The sequence below is a fragment of the Clostridium chromiireducens genome (assembly GCF_003575225.1).
In the GTDB taxonomy this organism is placed as follows: domain Bacteria; phylum Bacillota; class Clostridia; order Clostridiales; family Clostridiaceae; genus Clostridium; species Clostridium chromiireducens.
In genome coordinates, this window is record NZ_QXDJ01000006.1 from 77,508 (window position 1) to 98,160 (window position 20,653).

Annotated in this window: 19 protein-coding genes; 16 read left to right on the forward strand and 3 right to left on the reverse strand. The window is 31.2% G+C overall.

The window, feature by feature from the left end; all coding sequences use genetic code 11:
* Nucleotides 1-61: 61 nt before the first annotated feature.
* Nucleotides 62-664: a cell wall hydrolase gene (locus D2A34_RS20995; RefSeq protein ID WP_079437673.1), complete on the reverse strand. Its 603-nt coding sequence runs from the start codon at nucleotides 662-664 to the stop codon at nucleotides 62-64.
* Nucleotides 665-906: 242 nt separating this feature from the next.
* On the opposite strand from D2A34_RS20995, the gene cdaA reads away from it, so the two are divergent.
* From cdaA to D2A34_RS21040, 9 genes are all read left to right on the forward strand, one after another.
* On the forward strand, nucleotides 907-1,758 hold the full coding sequence (gene cdaA, locus D2A34_RS21000; RefSeq protein WP_079437674.1) for a diadenylate cyclase CdaA: 852 nt from the start codon (nucleotides 907-909) through the stop codon (nucleotides 1,756-1,758).
* A complete protein-coding gene (locus D2A34_RS21005; RefSeq protein WP_079437675.1) occupies nucleotides 1,731-2,951 on the forward strand; it encodes a CdaR family protein in 1,221 nt (406 codons plus the stop codon). Before cdaA ends, D2A34_RS21005 begins: the two co-directional genes overlap by 28 nt.
* Nucleotides 2,952-3,119: 168 nt before the next feature.
* Nucleotides 3,120-4,721, forward strand: coding sequence for an NAD(P)/FAD-dependent oxidoreductase (locus D2A34_RS21010; protein ID WP_079437676.1), 1,602 nt, complete (start codon nucleotides 3,120-3,122; stop codon nucleotides 4,719-4,721).
* Between the two features lie 265 nt (nucleotides 4,722-4,986).
* Nucleotides 4,987-5,895 (forward strand): phosphate butyryltransferase, encoded by a 909-nt coding sequence (gene ptb, locus D2A34_RS21015; RefSeq protein ID WP_079437677.1) that lies wholly within the window; start codon nucleotides 4,987-4,989, stop codon nucleotides 5,893-5,895.
* A gap of 145 nt (nucleotides 5,896-6,040) precedes the next feature.
* Complete coding sequence (buk, locus tag D2A34_RS21020; RefSeq protein ID WP_079437678.1) at nucleotides 6,041-7,108, forward strand: butyrate kinase; 1,068 nt, start codon at nucleotides 6,041-6,043, stop codon at nucleotides 7,106-7,108.
* Between the two features lie 264 nt (nucleotides 7,109-7,372).
* Complete coding sequence (locus tag D2A34_RS21025; RefSeq protein WP_119367838.1) at nucleotides 7,373-7,846, forward strand: HD domain-containing protein; 474 nt, start codon at nucleotides 7,373-7,375, stop codon at nucleotides 7,844-7,846.
* A gap of 17 nt (nucleotides 7,847-7,863) precedes the next feature.
* A complete protein-coding gene (gene folP, locus D2A34_RS21030; RefSeq protein WP_079437680.1) occupies nucleotides 7,864-8,673 on the forward strand; it encodes a dihydropteroate synthase in 810 nt (269 codons plus the stop codon).
* 12 nt (nucleotides 8,674-8,685) lie between these two features.
* Nucleotides 8,686-9,507, forward strand: a complete 822-nt coding sequence (gene folK, locus D2A34_RS21035) for a 2-amino-4-hydroxy-6-hydroxymethyldihydropteridine diphosphokinase (RefSeq protein WP_079437681.1) — start codon at nucleotides 8,686-8,688, stop codon at nucleotides 9,505-9,507.
* 42 nt (nucleotides 9,508-9,549) lie between these two features.
* Entirely contained in the window at nucleotides 9,550-10,386 is an 837-nt protein-coding gene (locus tag D2A34_RS21040) for an AIM24 family protein (protein ID WP_119367839.1), read from the forward strand.
* 128 nt (nucleotides 10,387-10,514) lie between these two features.
* Here D2A34_RS21040 and D2A34_RS21045 read toward each other — a convergent pair whose 3' ends face one another.
* Together D2A34_RS21045 and D2A34_RS21050 are read right to left on the reverse strand one after the other, a co-directional pair.
* Nucleotides 10,515-11,483, reverse strand: coding sequence for a hypothetical protein (locus D2A34_RS21045; protein ID WP_079437683.1), 969 nt, complete (start codon nucleotides 11,481-11,483; stop codon nucleotides 10,515-10,517).
* Nucleotides 11,484-11,493: 10 nt separating this feature from the next.
* Nucleotides 11,494-12,981, reverse strand: coding sequence for an MBOAT family O-acyltransferase (locus D2A34_RS21050; RefSeq protein ID WP_119367840.1), 1,488 nt, complete (start codon nucleotides 12,979-12,981; stop codon nucleotides 11,494-11,496).
* A gap of 237 nt (nucleotides 12,982-13,218) precedes the next feature.
* On the opposite strand from D2A34_RS21050, the gene D2A34_RS21055 reads away from it, so the two are divergent.
* The 7 genes from D2A34_RS21055 (at nucleotide 13,219) to leuC (ending at nucleotide 20,651) form a co-directional block, all read left to right on the forward strand.
* Entirely contained in the window at nucleotides 13,219-13,527 is a 309-nt protein-coding gene (locus D2A34_RS21055) for a YerC/YecD family TrpR-related protein (RefSeq protein WP_079437685.1), read from the forward strand.
* A gap of 212 nt (nucleotides 13,528-13,739) precedes the next feature.
* Nucleotides 13,740-15,086, forward strand: a complete 1,347-nt coding sequence (glmM, locus tag D2A34_RS21060) for a phosphoglucosamine mutase (RefSeq protein ID WP_079437686.1) — start codon at nucleotides 13,740-13,742, stop codon at nucleotides 15,084-15,086.
* A 286-nt stretch (nucleotides 15,087-15,372) separates the two neighbouring features.
* Nucleotides 15,373-16,071, forward strand: a complete 699-nt coding sequence (locus D2A34_RS21065) for a GDSL-type esterase/lipase family protein (RefSeq protein ID WP_119367841.1) — start codon at nucleotides 15,373-15,375, stop codon at nucleotides 16,069-16,071.
* Nucleotides 16,072-16,223: 152 nt separating this feature from the next.
* Nucleotides 16,224-16,649, forward strand: coding sequence for a hypothetical protein (locus D2A34_RS21070; protein ID WP_119367842.1), 426 nt, complete (start codon nucleotides 16,224-16,226; stop codon nucleotides 16,647-16,649).
* Between the two features lie 548 nt (nucleotides 16,650-17,197).
* Nucleotides 17,198-17,707, forward strand: a complete 510-nt coding sequence (gene ilvN / locus D2A34_RS21075; RefSeq protein ID WP_119367843.1) for an acetolactate synthase small subunit — start codon at nucleotides 17,198-17,200, stop codon at nucleotides 17,705-17,707.
* Between the two features lie 73 nt (nucleotides 17,708-17,780).
* Nucleotides 17,781-19,376 (forward strand): citramalate synthase, encoded by a 1,596-nt coding sequence (gene cimA / locus D2A34_RS21080; protein WP_119367844.1) that lies wholly within the window; start codon nucleotides 17,781-17,783, stop codon nucleotides 19,374-19,376.
* Nucleotides 19,377-19,391: 15 nt separating this feature from the next.
* A complete protein-coding gene (leuC, locus tag D2A34_RS21085; protein ID WP_119367845.1) occupies nucleotides 19,392-20,651 on the forward strand; it encodes a 3-isopropylmalate dehydratase large subunit in 1,260 nt (419 codons plus the stop codon).
* Nucleotides 20,652-20,653: the final 2 nt, after the last annotated feature.

The following is a 20,653-nucleotide window of genomic DNA, read 5'->3' on the forward strand; positions in this document are numbered from 1 at the left end:
AATAAGAAAGGGGTAAGCTATGTTAATCTAAAGTAGCTTCCCCCTGTTTTTACATCAATATTTAAGCTTTTGTTTTGAAAAAGGTATGATGTCCTATAGTTGTTTGATTAATTTTTTGAGTTTCTTTCATCCAGCTACACGTTGCTATGGCTGGATTGTAGAAGAATAAGGCATCATTTGTTGGATCAGTACCTCTGATCGCGTCGTATACTGCATTATAGCAATCTTGATTTGCATTAGCATTTATTTTACCATTTTTAACACAAGAAAAGGCATTTTTTTGAAAAATGACATCCTTAATAGTGTTTGGAAAATGTGGATCAGTAGTACGATTTAGTACAACAGAAGCTACTGCCACCTTTCCAGCATATGGTTCACCAGCACTTTCAGCAGAAACAAGCTTTGCCATTAATTCTATATCTTCACCCGTTATATATAATTGTTGAGTATTATGATTAAAAACTTCTAAAACATCCTTATGTTTTTCATTAGATTGTGAATTTATATTAGTATTTAAATTATCTTTCACAGTTTTTTGGTTTATGGAAATATTATTAGTTCCACTACTAGTTTCGCCCAAAACTACGGCAAAAGTTGGATTTACATTAATAACGGAAAGATATAGTATTAAAGCAGTTACAAAAATACTACATTTCTTTTTCATAAAAAACCTCCTTAGGTATAGTGCAACAAATAATATTATTGCCAAAGAAAGTAATTATATGCACTATTTATTTTTATAATCATTTTATAGAATTTTATAATGGCTCAAATTGGAACTATTTACTGTTAATAAAAAATTATTATAAAAATAATTAAAAAGTAAGAAAATTATAATTCTCTTTATATCTATGCGTATACTATTTGTTGTATAATTTTAATTAAGAATGAAGAGAGGTGAGAAATTTGCAGGAACTTTTATCTATGCTAGAAAAAAGCTTTTCTAATATGTCACTTTGGAGTGTGTTGGATATACTAGTGGTATCTTATATATTTTACAAGTGCTATACGCTAATAAAAGAAACAAGGGCAGAACAGTTATTAAAGGGAATATTGCTAATTATAGCGCTTATTCCAATAAGCTATTTATTAAAATTGGATATGTTATATTTTATATTAAATAAAACATTAACTATCGGGGTATTATCTGTAATTATTATTTTTCAACCAGAAATTAGAAGAGCATTAGAACACTTAGGAAGAAGTGCTTTTGATGATAAGCATTATTTTTATAATAAAGAAGACTTGAATGCAATGATAAACGAGATTTCAGTTGCTATACAGAATTTAGCTGAAAGCAAAACTGGAGCATTAATTGTAATAGAGCAAAGTACAGGTCTTAATGAATTGATTGGTGCAGGAACATTGTTAGATGCAAATGTAACCTCAAATCTTTTAGAAAATATATTTGTTGTGAACACTCCGCTTCATGATGGTGCAACTATAATAAGAAATAATAGAATTTTAGCATCAGGTTGCGTCCTTCCACTAACTAGTAATACTGCAATTAATAAAAAGCTAGGAACTAGACATAGGGCAGCACTGGGCTTATCAGAAGTGTCAGATGCATTAGTTATAATTGTATCAGAAGAAACTGGTGTTGTATCATTGGCTATAAATGGCAGGATAACTAGGGGATACGATAAGGAAAGATTAAAAAGTGTAATAACTAAAATTATAGAAAATAGAAATGAGAAGAAAGTTAAAACAGCGGGAGAGAAGGTGAGGTCATGGATAAAAGTGAAAACAGAACGTTAATTGTTAAGATTATCTGTATATTGTTATCATTTTGTTTATGGTTATATATCTCAAACGTTGAGAATCCTCTTAGAACCTATGAACTGAAAAATATTCCAGTTGAATTAATTAATGAGAACTCTCTAATTGATTCAAAATTTGCAATTATGAATAAGCAGCAATTTACAGTAGACTTAAAATTAGAAGGACCATCTAGCGAAGTGATAAAGATTAGGAAAGAAGATTTTAAGATTGCAGCTGATATGTCGGCTTATGCATTGAAAGGCGGAGAAAATACAATACCAGTTCAAATAATAAGCTATCCACAGAATATTAATATTAAGAACAATGGATTCCTAGGAATAAAGGTAAATTTGGAGGAATTGGTACAAAAAGAAGTTACAATAAAATCAAAAGTTAAGGTTAACTATAAGGAACACATCTATGAGAAGGAACAAACTATAAGTCCGAAGACAGTAAAAGTCACAGGTGGTAAAAGCGTGATTGAGAGGATTAGTGATGCAATTCTAACTGGAGATGAAAGAGATGTGGATAACAATAAACAAAGTGATTATAGCATAAAATTCGTAGATTCATTTGGAAATGAGGTTAATGATGTTGAATCTGATATTAAAACGGCTAAGCTATCTATTGTAGTAACAAATGGAAAAGTAGTGCCTATAAACCTTAAGACAAATGGTACTATACCACAAGGATTTGTCTTAGATGGATATGAACTAAGTAAAAGTAGTGTAAATATATTAGGTAATAGTCAAAATTTAGATAAAATATCATCAATAGATACTGAGTCGGTGGACATGTCGTCACTGCAATCAGATAGCCAAATGAACGTTAAACTTAATTTACCAGAGGGCATTTTAGTACAAGATGGGGAAGGTATTATTAATGTGAAGTTTAAAGTTAAGAAAGAAGAAAGTGTAACTAAGAATATAGTATGTAATGTTCAAATTAAGAATTTAAGTGAAAATCTGATATTAGAAAATTCAAATTTGACAACTAATGTGTCAGTAACAGGGATACAAACCGAACTGGATAAAGTAACAGCTCAGAATATAAATGTAATATTGGATTTATCAAATATTAAAGAAGAGGGAACTTTTGAGTATACGCCCAAAGCAACGCTTGTTGATGGGAATAATGCGGCAATATCAAGTATTGGAAGTGTTAGTGTAGTAGTTAAAAAGAAAGCTTGATAAAAAGTCACAGTATTATTAATACTGTGACTTTTTATGATATAATTTGTTTAAATTAGAGTAGTTTGAATTAATACTTTGTAGGGTATACTAAGTTAAGCATGATTTTTAAACAATAGTAATTAAGAAAACTGTCATTTTAGTTTGAAAGGATATGGTGAAAAGACTGTGGCTATAAGAATAAATAATATAACATTAGGCTTAGATGATGATATAGATGATTTAGAAAAGAGGATATGTAAAAAGTTAAATATTTTGAATGAGCATATTAATGAAGTCATTATAATAAAAAGAAGCCTAGATGCAAGGAAAAAGAATGATATAAAAATTAGTTATTCTGTTGATGTAATATGCGATAACGAGAAAAAGATATTATCTAGAATACATGATAAGGATATTAGATTAGAAGAAATTAAGGAAGTAGAATCTATAAAACAGGGAACACAAGAACTTAAATCTCGCCCAGTAGTAATTGGATTTGGACCAGCTGGAATTTTTGCGGCATTAACTTTAGCAAGACATGGCTATAAACCGATAGTATATGAACGAGGGGAAGATGTTGAACAAAGAACAAAATCCGTAGAAAAGTTTTGGAATACTGGAGAGCTAAATCTTGAATCAAATGTTCAATTTGGTGAAGGTGGAGCAGGAACATTTTCAGATGGTAAATTGACTACAAGAATTAAGGATCATAGATGTACATTTGTATTAGAAGAATTAATTAATGCTGGTGCGCCATCAGAAATAAAATATGAAAGTAAAGCTCATGTAGGAACAGATCTTTTGAAGGGCGTAGTTAAAAATATACGAGAAGAAATAATACGTCTTGGAGGGGAAGTTAATTTTAGCTCTAAGCTAGAAAAAATATCATATGAAAATGGTAAGTTAAGTAGAATAATTGTTAACGGTCAGGAAATGTCATGTGAAGCATTAGTTCTTGCCATAGGGCATAGTTCAAGAGATACATATGAAATGTTACATAGAGAACAAGTTTCTATGGATGCAAAAGCCTTTGCTATAGGGGTGAGAATAGAACATCCACAAGAATTGATAAATATTAGTCAATATGGGGATAATCATAAACATCCTAAATTGCATGCTGCAGACTATAGATTGACTTATCAATGTGAAAGATTAAAAAGAGGAATATATTCATTTTGTATGTGTCCTGGAGGGATAGTGGTTGCAGCAGCTTCAGAAGATGGGAGACTCGTGTCTAATGGGATGAGTTATCATGCTAGAGATTTAGAAAATGCTAACTCGGCATTAGTAGTAACTGTTTCACCGGAGGATTTTGAAGGAAATTCTCCACTTCGTGGTATGGAATTTCAAAGATATTATGAAAGCTTAGCATTTAAGCTTGGAGGAGGCAATTATAAAGCACCAGTTCAGCTGGTTGGAGATTTTATGAAAGATAGAATATCAACTAAATTAGGGCGTGTTACACCAAGTTACACCGCAGGATATGAGTTTAAAGAATTAAAGAAATGTTTACCTGAGTACGTTATTGAAGCACTTAAAGAGGGAATAATAAATTTTGATAAAAAGATAAAGGGATATGCAATGGACGATGCAGTTTTAATAGGGATTGAAACAAGAACATCCGCACCAGTTAGAATTAATAGGAATGCTACGCTAGAAAGTGTGAATGTATGTGGACTATATCCGACAGGTGAGGGTGCAGGATTCGCAGGAGGAATAATATCAGCAGCAGTTGATGGGATAAAGGTAGCAGAGCATATAATTGAAAAATTTGATTTACCCGAATAATACTAGAAATTATATATGATGGTTTTTAATAATCTATAATAGAAAATAGATATATAGGGAATTTTAATACAGAGTTTAGTGTGTTAGAGATTAAATTTTTGTTAAATAATAAAGTTAATATTCTGAAAATTCAACATTTCCAGTAATTTTTTGTTACAATAAGATATAGAAGGAATATTTATTAAATTAGATTGACATAATTTTAACAAATAATTAAATTAATCATAAAATAAAGCTAAAAATATTAAGGTAAGAGGTGCAGAAAATGAGTAAAAACTTCGATGATTTATTATCAAGACTAAAGGAAGTTCCAACAAAAAAAGTAGCAGTAGCAGTAGCGCAAGATGAACCAGTGCTAGAAGCAATAAAGGAAGCTACAGAAAAAGGTATAGCTCAAGCAATATTAGTTGGAGACAAACATCAAATACATGAAATAGCGAAAAAGATTGACTTAGATTTATCAGATTATGAAATAATGGATATAAAAGATCCGAAGAAGGCTACCTTAGAAGCTGTAAAGTTAGTTTCAAGTGGTCATGCAGATATGTTAATGAAAGGATTAGTAGATACTGCTACATTCTTAAGAAGTGTATTAAACAAAGAAGTAGGATTAAGAACAGGAAAGCTAATGTCACATGTTGCGGTGTTTGATATAGAAGGCTGGGATAAGTTATTATTTTTAACAGATGCAGCATTTAACACATATCCAGAATTTAAAGATAAAGTTGGAATGATAAATAATGCAGTAGTTGTTGCACACGCATGTGGAATAGACGTTCCAAAAGTAGCACCTATATGCCCGGTTGAAGTTGTTAATGCAAGCATGCAATCAACAGTTGATGCAGCGCTATTAGCTAAAATGAGTGATAGAGGACAAATAAAAGGCTGTATAATTGATGGACCTTTTGCACTTGACAATGCGATATCAGAAGAAGCAGCTCATCATAAAGGCGTTTCAGGTCCAGTAGCTGGTAAAGCGGATGTGTTGCTACTTCCAAATATAGAAGCGGCAAATGTTATGTATAAAACATTAACATATTTCTCAAAATCAAGAAATGGTGGCCTTTTAGTTGGTACATCGGCACCAGTAATACTAACATCAAGAGCAGATTCATTTGAAACAAAGGTTAATTCAATTGCTCTTGCAGCATTAGTTGCAGCAAAAAATAAGTAATAAATCTATCCGTAATTATCAATGCATAATTAAGGAGAGATTTGTATGGAATTTGCAACACACTTTTAAGATTCTATAAGAATTTTTTCCGTAAATTGTGCATTGTTAACTGTATATTATGCATTAAATTTAAGGGGGATTCAGAATGTCATATAAGCTATTAATAATTAATCCAGGATCAACATCAACAAAAATTGGTGTTTATGAAGATGAAAAGGAACTATTTGAAGAAACTTTAAGACACACAAATGAAGAGATAAAAAGATATGATACAATATATGATCAATTCGGATTTAGAAAGGATGTTATATTAAATGTTCTTAAAGAAAAGAATTTTGATATAACTACTCTAAGTGCTGTTGTTGGTAGAGGTGGAATGCTTAAACCTGTTGAAGGTGGAACATATGCAGTAAATGACGAGATGGTGGAAGATTTAAAAGTTGGAGTCCAAGGACCACATGCTTCTAATCTTGGCGGAATAATTGCTAAATCAATTGGGGATGAGCAAAATATTCCATCATTTATAGTGGACCCAGTTGTCACAGATGAGTTAGCTGATGTAGCTAGATTATCAGGGGTACCAGAACTACCAAGAAAAAGTAAGTTTCATGCTTTAAATCAAAAAGCAGTAGCTAAGAGATATGGCAAAGAAAGTGGACAAGGATATGAAAATCTAAACCTTGTAGTTGTACATATGGGTGGAGGAGTTTCAGTTGGAGCTCACAATCATGGAAGAGTTATTGATGTAAACAATGCTTTAGATGGAGATGGCCCATTCTCACCAGAAAGAGCTGGATCAGTTCCAATTGGTGACTTAATTAAAATGTGTTTTAGTGGAAAATATAGCGAAGCAGAAGTATATGGCAAGGTTGTAGGAAAAGGTGGATTTGTTGGATACCTAAATACAAATGATGCAAGAGTTGTTATTGACAAAATGCAAGAAGGAGATAAAGAATGCGAATCAATATATAAAGCGTTTGTTTATCAAATTTCAAAAGCAATTGGAGAGATGTCAGTTGTATTAGAAGGTAAAGTTGACCAAATTATTTTTACTGGAGGTATTGCATACTCACCAATTCTTGTTCCTGACCTTAAATCAAAAGTTGAATGGATTGCCCCAGTTACAGTTTACCCAGGAGAAGATGAATTACTTGCTTTAGCCCAAGGTGCTATAAGAGTACTTGACGGAGAAGAACAAGCTAAAGTTTATTAATATAAAATAACACTTAGAAATTATATTTTAATTATTTCTAAGTGTTATTTTTATTTTGAACATGATTGAAAAAATTGAAATTATATCTTGCATTTAATTAAAAGGGTATTAAAATAGTAAATAATATAGGAATACTTATTTTGAAATAAATGATTAGTATAATCATGTTGATAATATGATTAAAATGTATGCAAATGATATAATAATAAGTAATCTTGATGATCCACCATGAGTAGTGAATATTAATAAAAGTCGGGGTATATTATGGATAGACTAAATTGTATTTTAAATGATGAAAGATATATGTACTATTTAAAAAGAAATAAAAAATTTGAGAAGGGCAGAAAGTTTTGTAAACATAACTTAAAGCATTTCTTAGATGTAGCTAGAATAGCCCAATTAATAAACTTAGAAGAAGCTTTGGGATTCAAGAAGGAGATTATATATGTAACTTCAATTTTGCATGATATAGGCAAATCTTTTCAATATGAAAATGGAACACCTCATGAAATAGCTTCATGGGAGATTGCAAAAGATATTTTAGAGGATTATAAATTTTATGAAGAAGAAGCCGAGCTTATAAAACAAGGAATATTGGGCCATAGAAACAAAAGGAGTGAGGGATTTTCGTTGTTAATATATAGAGCAGATAAACTTTCAAGATTATGCTTAACCTGTAAGTCTGCAGATGAATGCAACTGGAGCGATGAAAAGAAAAATTTTAAAATATACTATTAAGAGGAGTTTTACATATAATGAAAATAGGAAGTAAGGAATTTAAAATAGGAGAAAGAACATATATTATGGGAATATTAAATTTTACGCCAGACTCTTTTTCAGATGGAGGAAAATTTAATGATATGGAGATAGCTATAGCTCACGTTAAAAAGATGATAGAAGATGGAGCGGACATAATAGATATTGGCGGGGAATCTACAAGACCTAATCATGCTCCAGTAGATGAGGAAGAGGAGATATGTAGAGTTATTCCTATAATAAGGGCTGTAAGAGAAAAGTTTGATATTCCTATATCTATAGATACATATAAAGCAAAGGTAGCAGAAAAGGCCTTAGAGGCAGGTGCAAACCTTATTAATGATATCTGGGGATTTAAAATGGAAAGGGACATTGCAAAAGTAGCAGCAAAATATAATGTACCATGTTGTTTAATGCATAACAGAGATAATACAGATTATAAAAACTTAATGGAAGAAATATTGGAGGATTTGAAAGAGAGTATAAAAATCGCTAAGGATGCTGGAGTAAAAGATGAAAATATTATTTTAGACCCAGGCATAGGCTTTGGAAAAACTTATGAGCAGAATTTAGAAACTATGAATAATCTAGAGAAACTTAAGAAGTTAGGATATCCTATATTGCTTGGAACATCGAGAAAATCAATGATAGGATTAACTTTAGATTTACCAGTGGAAGAAAGAGTAGAAGGTACAGTGGCCACAACCGTTATCGGTATAATGAAAGATGCTTGTGACTTTGTAAGAGTCCATGATGTACTTGAAAATTTTAGAGCGGCAAAAATGACTGATGTAATTGTAAGAAGATAGGATGGATGAATTTTGGATAAAATGTATATAAGAGATTTAGAGTTGTTTGGTTTTCATGGAGTATTTGAAGCGGAGAAAAAATTGGGTCAAAAATTCATCTTGTCCTTTGAATTGGATTTAGATTTAAAAACTGCCGGTAGGACTGGGGATTTGACTAAGTCAGTTCACTATGGTGAATTGTGCGAGAAAATTGAGGCGGAATTTATCAGGGAAAATTATGACCTTATAGAAACAGTAGCTTTAAATTTGGCAGACTTTATTCTTAATGAGTATAACGTAATTAGTGGGGCCAAGGTTTTCTTGAAAAAGCCTTGGGCGCCTATTAAAAAGCATCTAGATACAGTGGAGATAATGGTTGAGAGAAGGAGACATAGGGCATATATAGGCTTAGGCTCAAATGTCGGAGATAAAGAAAAGTATCTAGAAGAAGCAATAGAAAAAATATCAAGTGAAAATAATATTAATTTAAGGAAAAAATCATCATTTATTATTACAAAACCATGGGGATATTTAGATCAAGAAGATTTTCTGAACGCAGTTATAGAAATAGATACAATATTAGAAGCAGATGAACTTATGGACTTGTTACTTAAATTCGAGGAAGAATTAAATAGAGAAAGAGTCATAAAGTGGGGGCCTAGAACGATTGACTTAGATATTATTATGTATGATGAAATAATTTCTTCTAATGAAAAAGTAATTTTGCCACATCCAAGAATGCATGAAAGAGAGTTCGTATTGAGGCCTTTAAATGAGATAGCACCATATTTGATGCATCCTGTACTTAATAAGAGGATATTTACATTATTGGAAGAATTAAATACAGATAATTAGTCAATAATAGAAATAGCTTATAGTTAAGGTATGGAGGGGTTTATGAGAAGTTCATTAAAATTTACTAATAAATTAAGCATGTTATCTGAAATGGAGTGTGAATCTAAATTTCAAATATTGCAGTACGAAAATTTGGATGGAGCCACTGATGTTCAATCTGCTTTAGGGCTTAATATAATGAAAGAAAGTGGAATAAAATTAAAGCAGATAAGAATAATACTAGAAGATAGCTCAGTGAGGCTTGAGCCAGGTTCACTAAGCTATATGAAAGGAACTATAGAGGTAAGAAGTAAACAAGGCGGATTATTAGGGTTTGGTAAAAAGATAATATCAAGTAAATTAACTGGAGAAACTGTAGTTAGACCTACGTATAGCGGAACAGGCGAGATATTTCTAGAACCTTCTTTTGGACATTTTGCATTAATAGAGTTAGAAGATGATGAAATTATAATAAGTGATAATATGTTTTATGCATGTGAAGAAGGGATAGAGGTAAGTGCCGCGATGCAGAAGAATGTATCATCTGCTCTTTTAGGTAACGAAGGACTATACCAAACCAGATTAGACGGTAGTGGTATTGTTGTCCTCAAAATCCCAGTTCCAGAGACTGAAATATTTAAATGCATATTAATAAATGATACCTTAAAGGTTGATGGAAATTTAGCTATTTTAAGAACAGGAAATATTGAATTTTCAGTGGAGAAATCATCTAAATCTATTGTTGGAACAGCTGTAAGTGGCGAGGGAATAGTTAATGTGTATAGAGGAACAGGAGAGGTTTGGCTTATGCCAACTAGATATATATACAAAGATTTGTGTATAAATGAAACTAACAGATTAAGAGCAATAAAATATCAAGTTGATGAGGAAGATGATTAGTCTAAACGTAACGTTTGTAAGTTTCAAACGTTATTATAATGTAAATCAGCCTATTTATAAAAGAAGTCTTATAAATAGGCTGATTATTTTATAGACATAATTCACATATATGAAATACTTGGTGTAATCTATTTGGTTCTATGATCGACCAATTTATAATGATTATTTAGAAAATTTGCTAAGTCTATGCTAACTTTATTTGCACCATAAATATTAGTATGACCAGGATTATTCATATCTTCTTTAAAATTAAATTTTATCTGTTTCATTTTATTTTTATCAGAATAATTTATGAATGGGATATTATTATTTTTTGCTATTACAGATACCTTATTGTACATGGATGCATCATCTTTATACCAGAAGTTATCATCATTGCTACTATAATCATAAGGTGCATTTATTAATACTAATTGAAAACCTCTTTCTTTGGACAACTCCATAAATTTATATAAATATTCTAAAGTTTTGTGAGGTATTTCTCCAATTTCATCGCTATATTGTTCTGAAGCTATATCTTTTCCATACTTATTATCTCCAGCCTCGAAGCCAGCGGCTTCCTGATTAGCATATAGATTAACATTAAAATCTGATTGAGTTAAGCTGGCCCATCTATTTTTATATTTTAGAATTGGAAATAAATAATATAGTCTTTGTTCTCTAGGGGTACAATCCATTATTGCATCTATCTTATTTTCTGATAATCTCATGTTATCAAGAACATTTCTTATATATCCTTCCTCGCCATATTCATTAGTTAGGCCTAAGTAATATATATCCAAAACTACAATTTTTGTCTCGGGGTGAGTTTTTAATGCTTCTTTAAGTAAATAGTATGTAACATCTATAGGTTGACCTCCGGTACCATAGTTAAAACTGGTTATACCATAATTATTAAATAGAACCTGTGGATCAATCATGCCGTTCATATGGCTAGAACCAAGCAATAGAACATCATATTGATGAGATTTATCATACCAGCCTTGATATAACTTTGCGGCGTGACCAGGTCGAACTAGGATAGAACTAAGCCAATGTAATGAAATGAGAATAATAGATAATAGTATAATTGACTTTAGTAAGAAATTTTTAATCATAGCTACACTCCTAGAATTGAAAATAGATAAATTGTTGCTCACTATATTGGAATCCATATACCCCGAATACAACTATTGTCAATACTGTAGTTACGTAAACAGTCCATCTAAACAACAAATTTTGAGCAGATAACATATTTATTATGTTTGATCTTGTTTCTGAAATGTTAACAATTAATATAATTACAATACCTATTATACTCATAAAGAATTCTTTTGAATTAAGTCCTAGATCATATAATGAACCGTCTGCAAGGATCCAAGGATTAAATACAAATAAATTATTAAGCAGTATTTTTATATCGATAAATGAGTTTGCCCTGAAAAACATCCATGCAAAGTCTACCAAAATAAATGTGATAATTACTTGCGATAACTTATAGCTAAAAACATCGGTTCTTATATTAAACTTTTTTATTACATAGTTTTTTACCGGCATAATCAAATTACCAACGACTTGATAGATTCCATGAAGTAATCCCCATATTATGAATGTAATTGATGCTCCATGCCATAATCCGCTAATTAAAAAGACAATAACAATATTTATGTATGTTCTAACTTTCCCTTTTCTATTACCACCTAAAGGTATATACAAATAATCTCTAAACCAATCACCTAAGGTAATATGCCATCTCTTCCAAAATTCCTTAATAGATTTTGAAAAATAAGGTTGCCTAAAATTAGTTGTAAGGTTAAAGCCCATAACATTAGCAGCACCTATAGCTATATCTGAATAAGCAGAAAAGTCAGCATATATCTGGAAGGCGTAGAATATTGTAGCTATGATAATTTGAAAGCCGAAGTAATCATTTGGAGAATTATATACAGTGTTAACTAATATAGCTAATCTATCAGCAACAAATATTTTCTTGAAAAAGCCCCATAGCATTCTGATTAAACTATTTTTAACCCTTTCATAATCAAAGTTGTATGTTTGATTAAATTGGTGAAGTAAGTTTTTAGATTTTTCTATAGGCCCAGCGACTAGTTGAGGAAAGAATGAAACAAAAAGAGCATATTTACCTAAGTTTCTCTCGCAAGGTATGTCACCCCTATATACATCTACAGTATAACTTAAAGCCTGAAATGTATAAAAGGATATACCAATTGGTAAAAGTATATCAAATATAGGAGGACTGAAATTAACTTGATAAAAGTTGCTAGTTGTAATTATTAAGCCAGAGAAAAAATTATAATATTTAAAGAAAAATAATATTCCCAAATTTATTATAAAGCTTAGAAATAGCCAAAAGTTCTTTAGTTGTTTTGAGACCTGCTTATCTTTTATTGAATTACTACTATCAATCAGTAATCCGCTTAAATATGTGACCATAGTAGAAAAAGCTAATACAATTGAGTATTTTGGATTCCATGACATATAAAAGTAATAACTAGAAAGTAGTAACCATATCCATCTTATTTTTCTAGGAATAATAAAGTAAGTAAGAACAACCACTGGGAAAAATATAAAAAAGTGTATGGAATTAAAAGACATATTGTTCCTCCTTGTGAATTATAAATACAAATCTATGTATTATATAATAACTGTTGTTTTTTATTTTTTATAAATACAATTATTTCCAACAAGGATAAATAATAAACAAAATAATGGCAAAAAGTGATGTTTTTTATAAATGAACAAATAGAATTAATGCTTTCGCATATTAAAGTTGTAAAGGAGACTTTGGATGGTTATAATTAAATAGAAACGATTATGCAATGAGGTGATAAAGTGAGTTCTTTAGAGTCAAAGATTAAGAGTAAAGAATTAGATTTATTTTTTAAAGCAATTTTGGAACTTAAAGATATAGATGAATGTTATATGTTTTTTGAAGATGTTGCAACTATAAATGAAGTTAAATCATTAGCTCAGAGACTACATGTAGCAAAGCTTCTTAAATATAAAAAGACTTATTCAGAGATAGCGGAGATTACGGGTGCAAGTACTGCGACTATAAGTAGAGTAAATAGATGTTTAAATTATGGAAGTGACGGTTATAATTTAGTTTTAGAAAGATTGAAAGAGGAAGATATTGATTAATATGTTGAGGATTATTATTGCATATTATACAATAAATAATCATTGTTAAATATTAAAATTTAATAATACAGAAGATTGTAAATAGCAATTAAAAATATTATACTATTTAAGGTGATAAATAGACTAAAGTCATAAAAAGTAGTGGCTTTTATCATTATCAAAAATATTATAGTAATAAGTGGCTATAATGAATAAAAAAGTGAGGTAAAATTATGGGTAGAATGTTTGGAACTGATGGCGTTAGAGGAGTTGCAAATGCTGAATTAACAGCGATGACTGCGTATAACCTTGGTAGAGCTGGAGCATATATATTGACAGAAGGTGCTCATAAGCCTAAGATATTGGTTGCAAAGGATACAAGAATATCTGGGGATATGTTGGAATCGGCATTAATAGCAGGAATATTATCAGTTGGAGCTGAGGCAGTAGTTCTTGGAGTGGTGCCAACACCAGCAGTTGCATATTTAACAAGGAAATATGGAGCTGATGCAGGTGTTATGATTTCTGCGTCACATAATCCAGTAGAATATAATGGTATAAAGTTCTTTAATGATAAAGGATACAAGCTTTCTGATGAGTTAGAAGATGACATCCAAAGAGTTATTGAAAGTAATTTTGAGGGCGTACCAAGCCCAATAGGTACAGATTTGGGAAGAGAAACAATTGAAATATCTGCTTTAGATGAGTATATAGAATTCGCAAAAAGTACAATACCTTATAACCTAAAAGGGTTAAAAGTAGCTTTAGATTGTGCAAACGGAGCTGCGTATAAGTCATCAGTAAAGGCGTTTAGAGAATTAGGTGCTGATGTATTTGTAATTAATGATAATCCAGATGGAACAAATATTAATGAAAATTGTGGGTCAACACATCCTGAAGAGTTAATGGAGTACGTTGTAAGAAAGGGGTGCGATTTAGGATTTGCCTTTGATGGTGATGCAGATAGATGCTTAGCTGTGGATGAAAAAGGTAATCTAATAAATGGTGATTTTATATTAATGTTATGTGCTAAGTACTTAAAAGAGCTTGGAAAGTTAAAAGACGATACTTTAGTCGTAACTGTAATGAGTAATCTTGGATTAGATATTGCTAGTAAAAGAGAAGGAATAAATCTTGTTAAAACTAGTGTTGGCGATAGATATGTTTTAGAAGAAATGGTTAAAGAGAAGTATGTTCTTGGTGGGGAGCAATCTGGTCACGTAATATTTTTAGATTATAATTCAACTGGAGATGGTTTAGTTACTGCGCTTCAAATTGCAAATATAGTTAAGAAAAAAGAAACACCGCTATCAGAGTTATGTACTGTAATGAAGGAATTACCACAAGTATTAGCTAATGCAACAATTCCTAACGATAAAAAAGATTTATATTTAACTGATGCTGAAATACAAGAAGAAATTAAGAAAATTGAAGACGCATTAAATGGTGTTGGAAGAGTGCTTATAAGACCATCCGGAACAGAACCGCTAGTTAGAGTAATGCTAGAAGGGGAAGATCAAACGGAAATAGATAAAATGGCGCATAATTTAGCTAATTTAATTGAAAAGAAATATAATTAGTTTATTATATATTAATAAGAGAGGAATCCTTCCTATTAAAGAAGGATTCCTCTTTGTAATTATTCACTGATAATTAGGAGAAAATATGTAAGGTTACATAGTTTTCTATTATGAAATATAATTATATAATTATTGTAGATATTAATAATTGATACTTTTTCTTGAGAATTACCTGCTAAATATTTCATTTTGGCAGGCCATGAATACTTATAATGTTTAAATTATCAGTGTTTTCATATGCTAGATGAACCTAAAATAATCGTTTTTAATTCAAAGGAGGATTAATATGAGAAAAATAATAGATCCGGGGCTTTTTTCAAAGCAAGTTGCTGCAGATACTAAAAGAGGAGAATTTAACTTTAAAAATGCTGTTATAGTAGAAAACGATGTCAAAGTAGATTTTGTGTTTATTGGAGATTCTATAACTGATTTTTGGGAGATAAATGCATACTTAGGTGAAAGTAATAAAATGGTTATAAATAGAGGGATAGGAGGGGACACAACAGAGTTTGTTTTAAAAAGATTTGATGCGGATGTGGTTCAGCTAAAGCCAAAACATTGTATACTTATGATTGGTATTAATGATGCGTGGGATTTAGAAGATGATCCATGGACTCAGAAAAAAGGAATAGATATAGAGGATGTGATTTCACGAGCTTACTGCAATATTTATGAAATGATTAAAAAGGCAAAAGAGAATAATATTAATTTAATCCTCTGCTCTATACTGCCCACAAATATGGAATTTACAAATAAAAACAAAGAAAGAAATAGTTATGTTTTAGGAGTTAATAAAAAATTAAAGGCAGTTTCCAATAAGGAAGAATTAATATATGTGAATTACTACTCGGCTTTTGTGGAAAATGGACAAACTTATGTTAAAGATGGACTTACAGCGGAAGGACTGCATCCTAATACTAAAGGATACAACATAATGATAGAGGTCTTAAGAAATACATTATTAGAAAATGATATTATATTATAATAAGCCATAAGAAAATAATATTATAATACCAACTTTAAAAGAAATTATCAAATAATTGAATTAAATCTCTCGTGTATAACAAGTGCTTAATAAGGGGATAAATAAAATAGATTAATATACAAATTATATGTATGAAAGAGGAGGTAATTTATATGAAAAAAGAGCCTTATAATGAGTACTTATTAGTATTTCCAAGTGGAAGCTGCAAGGGATTTAATGATATAGAGGGAGCCAAGGCATACATAAATAACTATTATGAAAGAAGACTAGATAATGTTTTTCATAAAGATGGTTATAACGATGCAACAGAAATTGGAGGAGATGAATATAGATATAATGTATTTACGCAACTAGGTGCAGAAGAAGGAGCTAAATGCGAGATATATAAAACAGGGGCATTTATTAAAGAAATCGATAAAGAATTAATTTTTGAGGATGATAAGGAAGAAATAATCTCTAAATTGTGTGAAGCAAAAATAAATTTCAATATATATGATTATAGTTTAGATACAGTTCTTGCTAATATTCAAGAGGTTGAGTATATGGAGGATTTTGGAACTCATGTTGGAAAGTTTTAGATAATAAATGCAAGTATTTACAAAAGTGTTCTAAAAATAGGCATGTTTAAATTATCAATTAATGATAATTAAACAATTCATATAGTTAAATAAAATATTAATTAATTATTAAATTGGTAAAATAATTAGTGATTAAATAATAAATAATCAATTTGCCTGTGAGATTTAAGGATAAAAAAACAATAATGAAAAATATATTATGAACATGTTGACAATAGCAAAAACGAAGAGTAAAATCTACTCTAACAGGAAAATTTAATAGGTCCTTTAGTTATTAAATGCTGAGATGGAGACAATTGTTTAGCAGACAAGTTGCAGAGAGTCGATGGATGGTGTGAATCGATACTTTAGCTTTAGAATTATCGCTCCTGAGCAGAATCCAGAAAGAGAAAGAAGTTTCTTGAGTAAAAGATATCCGGTGTGCATCCGTTATATGCAAGGGTTTGTTAGAACCTAGTGATATTATATAAGGCGGAATATTATCCCACTTCTTATGATTCATATCATTAAGGGTGGATTTTTTTAACCATTTTTAAGGGGGGAAGACAATGGAGAAGCATGTATTATCTGCTTTAGTTAAGAATTCATCTGGTGTTTTAAGTAGAGTTAGTGGATTGTTTTCGAGAAGAGGATATAACATTGATAGTTTAACTGTTGGTAGAACTGAGGATCCTTCAATTTCGAGAATGACAATTACACTTATGGGTGATGAAAATGTATTAGAACAAGTGAAGAAACAATTGAATAAATTAGAAGACGTGATAAGGGTTATTGACTTTAAGCCTAATGAATCTGTATACAGAGAATTAGTTTTAATTAAAGTAAGGGCTGATGCAGAAAATAGAGCAGCCATAAATGAGACAGTAAAAATCTTTAGAAGTAAGATAATTGATTTATCTACTGATACATTAACGATAGAATTAACCGGGGATGAAAATAAAGTATCTGCATTAATTAACTTGATGGATGAATATGGAATAGAAGAGTTGGTTAGAACTGGAGTAACAGCGTTGCAAAGAGGGGAAAAAACAATAAAAAATTCTATTGAAAGTTATTAAGGAATAATAAATAAAGATAATGGCAATTGAGTAATAGCAATAAGTAAAAAAATAAAAAGGGGGATAATGATATATGGCTCAGAATCAGGTGAAAATATTTGATTCTACTCTAAGAGATGGAGCCCAAGGTCAAGGAATTTCATTTTCGCTAGAAGATAAAATAAAGATTGTAAAGGCATTGGATGAGATGCAAGTTGATTATATAGAAGCTGGTAATCCAGGATCAAATCCAAAGGATATGGAATTCTTCAAAAGGCTTAAGGATGTGCACCTTGAAAATTCTAGTGTTGTAGCGTTTGGCTCGACAAGAAAACCTACCATTAATGTAGAAGCTGATAAGAATTTACAGGATTTGTTATCATCAGAAGCAAGTACAATAGTTATATTTGGGAAATCGTGGGATTTTCAGGTGACAGATATTATAAAAACTTCTTTAGATGAAAATATTAATATGATTAAAGATACAATTAAATACTTGTGTAAAAACGGAAGAAAAGTAATTTTTGACGCAGAACACTTTTATGATGGGTATAAAGCGAATAAAGAGTATGCAATGGCGACTTTAAGAGCAGCTGAGGAATCTGGTGCTAAAGTAATTGTATTATGTGATACAAATGGAGGGACTTTACCTCAAGAGATATATGATATAACCCGAAATGTAAAAAAGCAAGTATCCATAGAGATAGGAATTCACAGCCATGATGATATGGGAATGGCCGTTGCAAATTCTATTATGGCAGTTCAAGCAGGGGCAACACAAGTTCAAGGAACTTTTATTGGTATAGGTGAAAGATGTGGAAATGCTAATTTAAGCGTGATAATACCAACATTAAAATTGAAGATTGGATATGAGATATTAAATAATATTGAGTTAACGAATCTGACAAAAACATCTAGATATATAGCGGAAATTTGTAACATGACTTTGGCAGATGAAAACCCATTTGTGGGAAATTCGGCATTTGCTCATAAGGGTGGAATGCATATTGATGCGGTAACTAAGGCGCCGAAATCCTATGAACATATAGAACCGGAATTAGTCGGAAATAAGAGGCGATTTTTGGTCTCAGAAGTTAGTGGAAAAAGCACAATTCTGCAAGAGATAAAAAAAGTATTCCCTAATATATCTAAGGATGATAACTCGGTTCAAAAAATTACAGATAGATTAAAAGAATTGGAGTATGAAGGCTACCAATTTGAAGGGGCAGAAGGGACAGTTGAGCTGGTTATAAGAAAGATTATTGGCAAATATAAACCGTTCTTCAAATTAAATCATTTTAAGATTATTGGAGAGCAACCTTATGGGTTGGAAGAATTCTCCTCAACCGCATTAATAAACATCACTGTTGATGGAAAGAATGAGATGACAGCAGCAGAGGGAGAGGGGCCGGTAAATGCACTGGATAAAGCAATTAGAAAAGCCCTTGAGGTTTTTTATCCAGAATTAAAACAAGCACGACTTGTGGATTATAAGGTTAGAGTCTTGGACTCAGAAAATGCAACAGAAGCAAAGGTAAGAGTTTTGATTGAATCAACAGACGGAGTTGAAAGCTGGAGTACTGTTGGGGTGTCTCGAGATGTAATTCAAGCTAGTTGGATAGCTCTTGTAGATTCAATAGAATATAAACTAATCAAAGATATTGAGAGAAAAGTAAAAGCATATTTTTAAGGAGATGATTAAAAAATGGGAATGACGATGACACAAAAAATCTTAGCAGCACATGCAGGATTAGAATCAGTAAAAGCTGGGCAATTAATTGAGGCAAATCTTGATTTAGTATTAGGGAATGATATTACAACTCCAGTAGCTGTAAATGAATTTCAAAAGTTTGGAACAGATAAAGTATTTAGTAAAAGTCAGATAGCTATAGTTCCAGATCACTTTACTCCTAATAAGGATATAAAAGCAGCAGAACAAGTTAAGTATATTAGAGAATTCGCTCAAAATATGGAAATAGAAAATTTCTTTGAAGTTGGGGAAATGGGAATTGAGCATTGCTTACTACCTGAAAAAGGATTAGTAGTTGCAGGTGATGTTGTTATAGGTGCTGATTCACACACTTGTACATATGGAGCTCTTGGAGCGTTCTCGACAGGTATAGGATCAACTGATATGGCAGCTGGTATGGCTACAGGAAAGTGCTGGTTTAAGGTGCCATCAGCTTTAAAATTTGTTCTTAAGAATAAGCCTGCAAAATGGGTAAGTGGAAAAGATATAATATTACACATAATCGGAATGATTGGTGTTGATGGAGCATTATACAAATCAATGGAATTTGTAGGTGATGGATTACAATATCTTTCAATGGATGATAGATTCACAATGGCAAATATGGCAATCGAAGCTGGTGGAAAGAATGGGATATTCCCAGTTGACGATAAAACAATTGAATATTTAAAAGATCACGCGTCTAGAGAATGGGCTAAATATGAATCTGATGAAGATGCAGAATATGATGAAGTATTTGAAATTGATTTAAGCGCATTAAGACCAACAGTTTCGTTCCCTCATTTACCAGATAACACAAGAACAATTGATAATACTGGAGATGTAGTTATTGATCAAGTAGTAATTGGGTCATGTACTAATGGTAGAATTTCAGATTTAAGAGTAGCTAGAGATATCCTAAAAGGAAAGAAAGTTAAGAAAGGTATCAGATGTATAGTTATTCCTGGAACTCAAAAGATTTACTTACAAGCAATAAAAGAAGGAATAGTGACAGATTTAGTTGAAGCTGGAGCGGCATTCTCGACACCAACTTGTGGACCATGTTTAGGTGGACATATGGGGATTTTAGCAAAAGGTGAAAGATGCATATCAACAACAAATAGAAATTTCGTAGGAAGAATGGGGCATGTTGAATCTGAAGTTTATCTTGCAAGTCCAGCAGTGGCTGCTGCATCTGCATTAACTGGGAAAATAACTGACCCAGAATTAGTATAGGA

Bases quoted from the DNA above. Each gene is read 5' to 3' on its own strand.
- D2A34_RS20995 (WP_079437673.1), bottom strand. From the start codon at position 664: ATGAAAAAGAAATGTAGTATTTTTGTAACTGCTTTAATACTATATCTT.
- D2A34_RS21005 (WP_079437675.1), top strand. From the start codon at position 1,731: ATGGATAAAAGTGAAAACAGAACGTTAATTGTTAAGATTATCTGTATA.
- ptb (WP_079437677.1), top strand. From the start codon at position 4,987: ATGAGTAAAAACTTCGATGATTTATTATCAAGACTAAAGGAAGTTCCA.
- buk (WP_079437678.1), top strand. From the start codon at position 6,041: ATGTCATATAAGCTATTAATAATTAATCCAGGATCAACATCAACAAAA.
- D2A34_RS21025 (WP_119367838.1), top strand. From the start codon at position 7,373: ATGGATAGACTAAATTGTATTTTAAATGATGAAAGATATATGTACTAT.
- folP (WP_079437680.1), top strand. From the start codon at position 7,864: ATGAAAATAGGAAGTAAGGAATTTAAAATAGGAGAAAGAACATATATT.
- D2A34_RS21040 (WP_119367839.1), top strand. From the start codon at position 9,550: ATGAGAAGTTCATTAAAATTTACTAATAAATTAAGCATGTTATCTGAA.
- D2A34_RS21045 (WP_079437683.1), bottom strand. From the start codon at position 11,483: ATGATTAAAAATTTCTTACTAAAGTCAATTATACTATTATCTATTATT.
- D2A34_RS21050 (WP_119367840.1), bottom strand. From the start codon at position 12,981: ATGTCTTTTAATTCCATACACTTTTTTATATTTTTCCCAGTGGTTGTT.
- glmM (WP_079437686.1), top strand. From the start codon at position 13,740: ATGGGTAGAATGTTTGGAACTGATGGCGTTAGAGGAGTTGCAAATGCT.
- D2A34_RS21065 (WP_119367841.1), top strand. From the start codon at position 15,373: ATGAGAAAAATAATAGATCCGGGGCTTTTTTCAAAGCAAGTTGCTGCA.
- D2A34_RS21070 (WP_119367842.1), top strand. From the start codon at position 16,224: ATGAAAAAAGAGCCTTATAATGAGTACTTATTAGTATTTCCAAGTGGA.
- ilvN (WP_119367843.1), top strand. From the start codon at position 17,198: ATGGAGAAGCATGTATTATCTGCTTTAGTTAAGAATTCATCTGGTGTT.
- cimA (WP_119367844.1), top strand. From the start codon at position 17,781: ATGGCTCAGAATCAGGTGAAAATATTTGATTCTACTCTAAGAGATGGA.
- leuC (WP_119367845.1), top strand. From the start codon at position 19,392: ATGGGAATGACGATGACACAAAAAATCTTAGCAGCACATGCAGGATTA.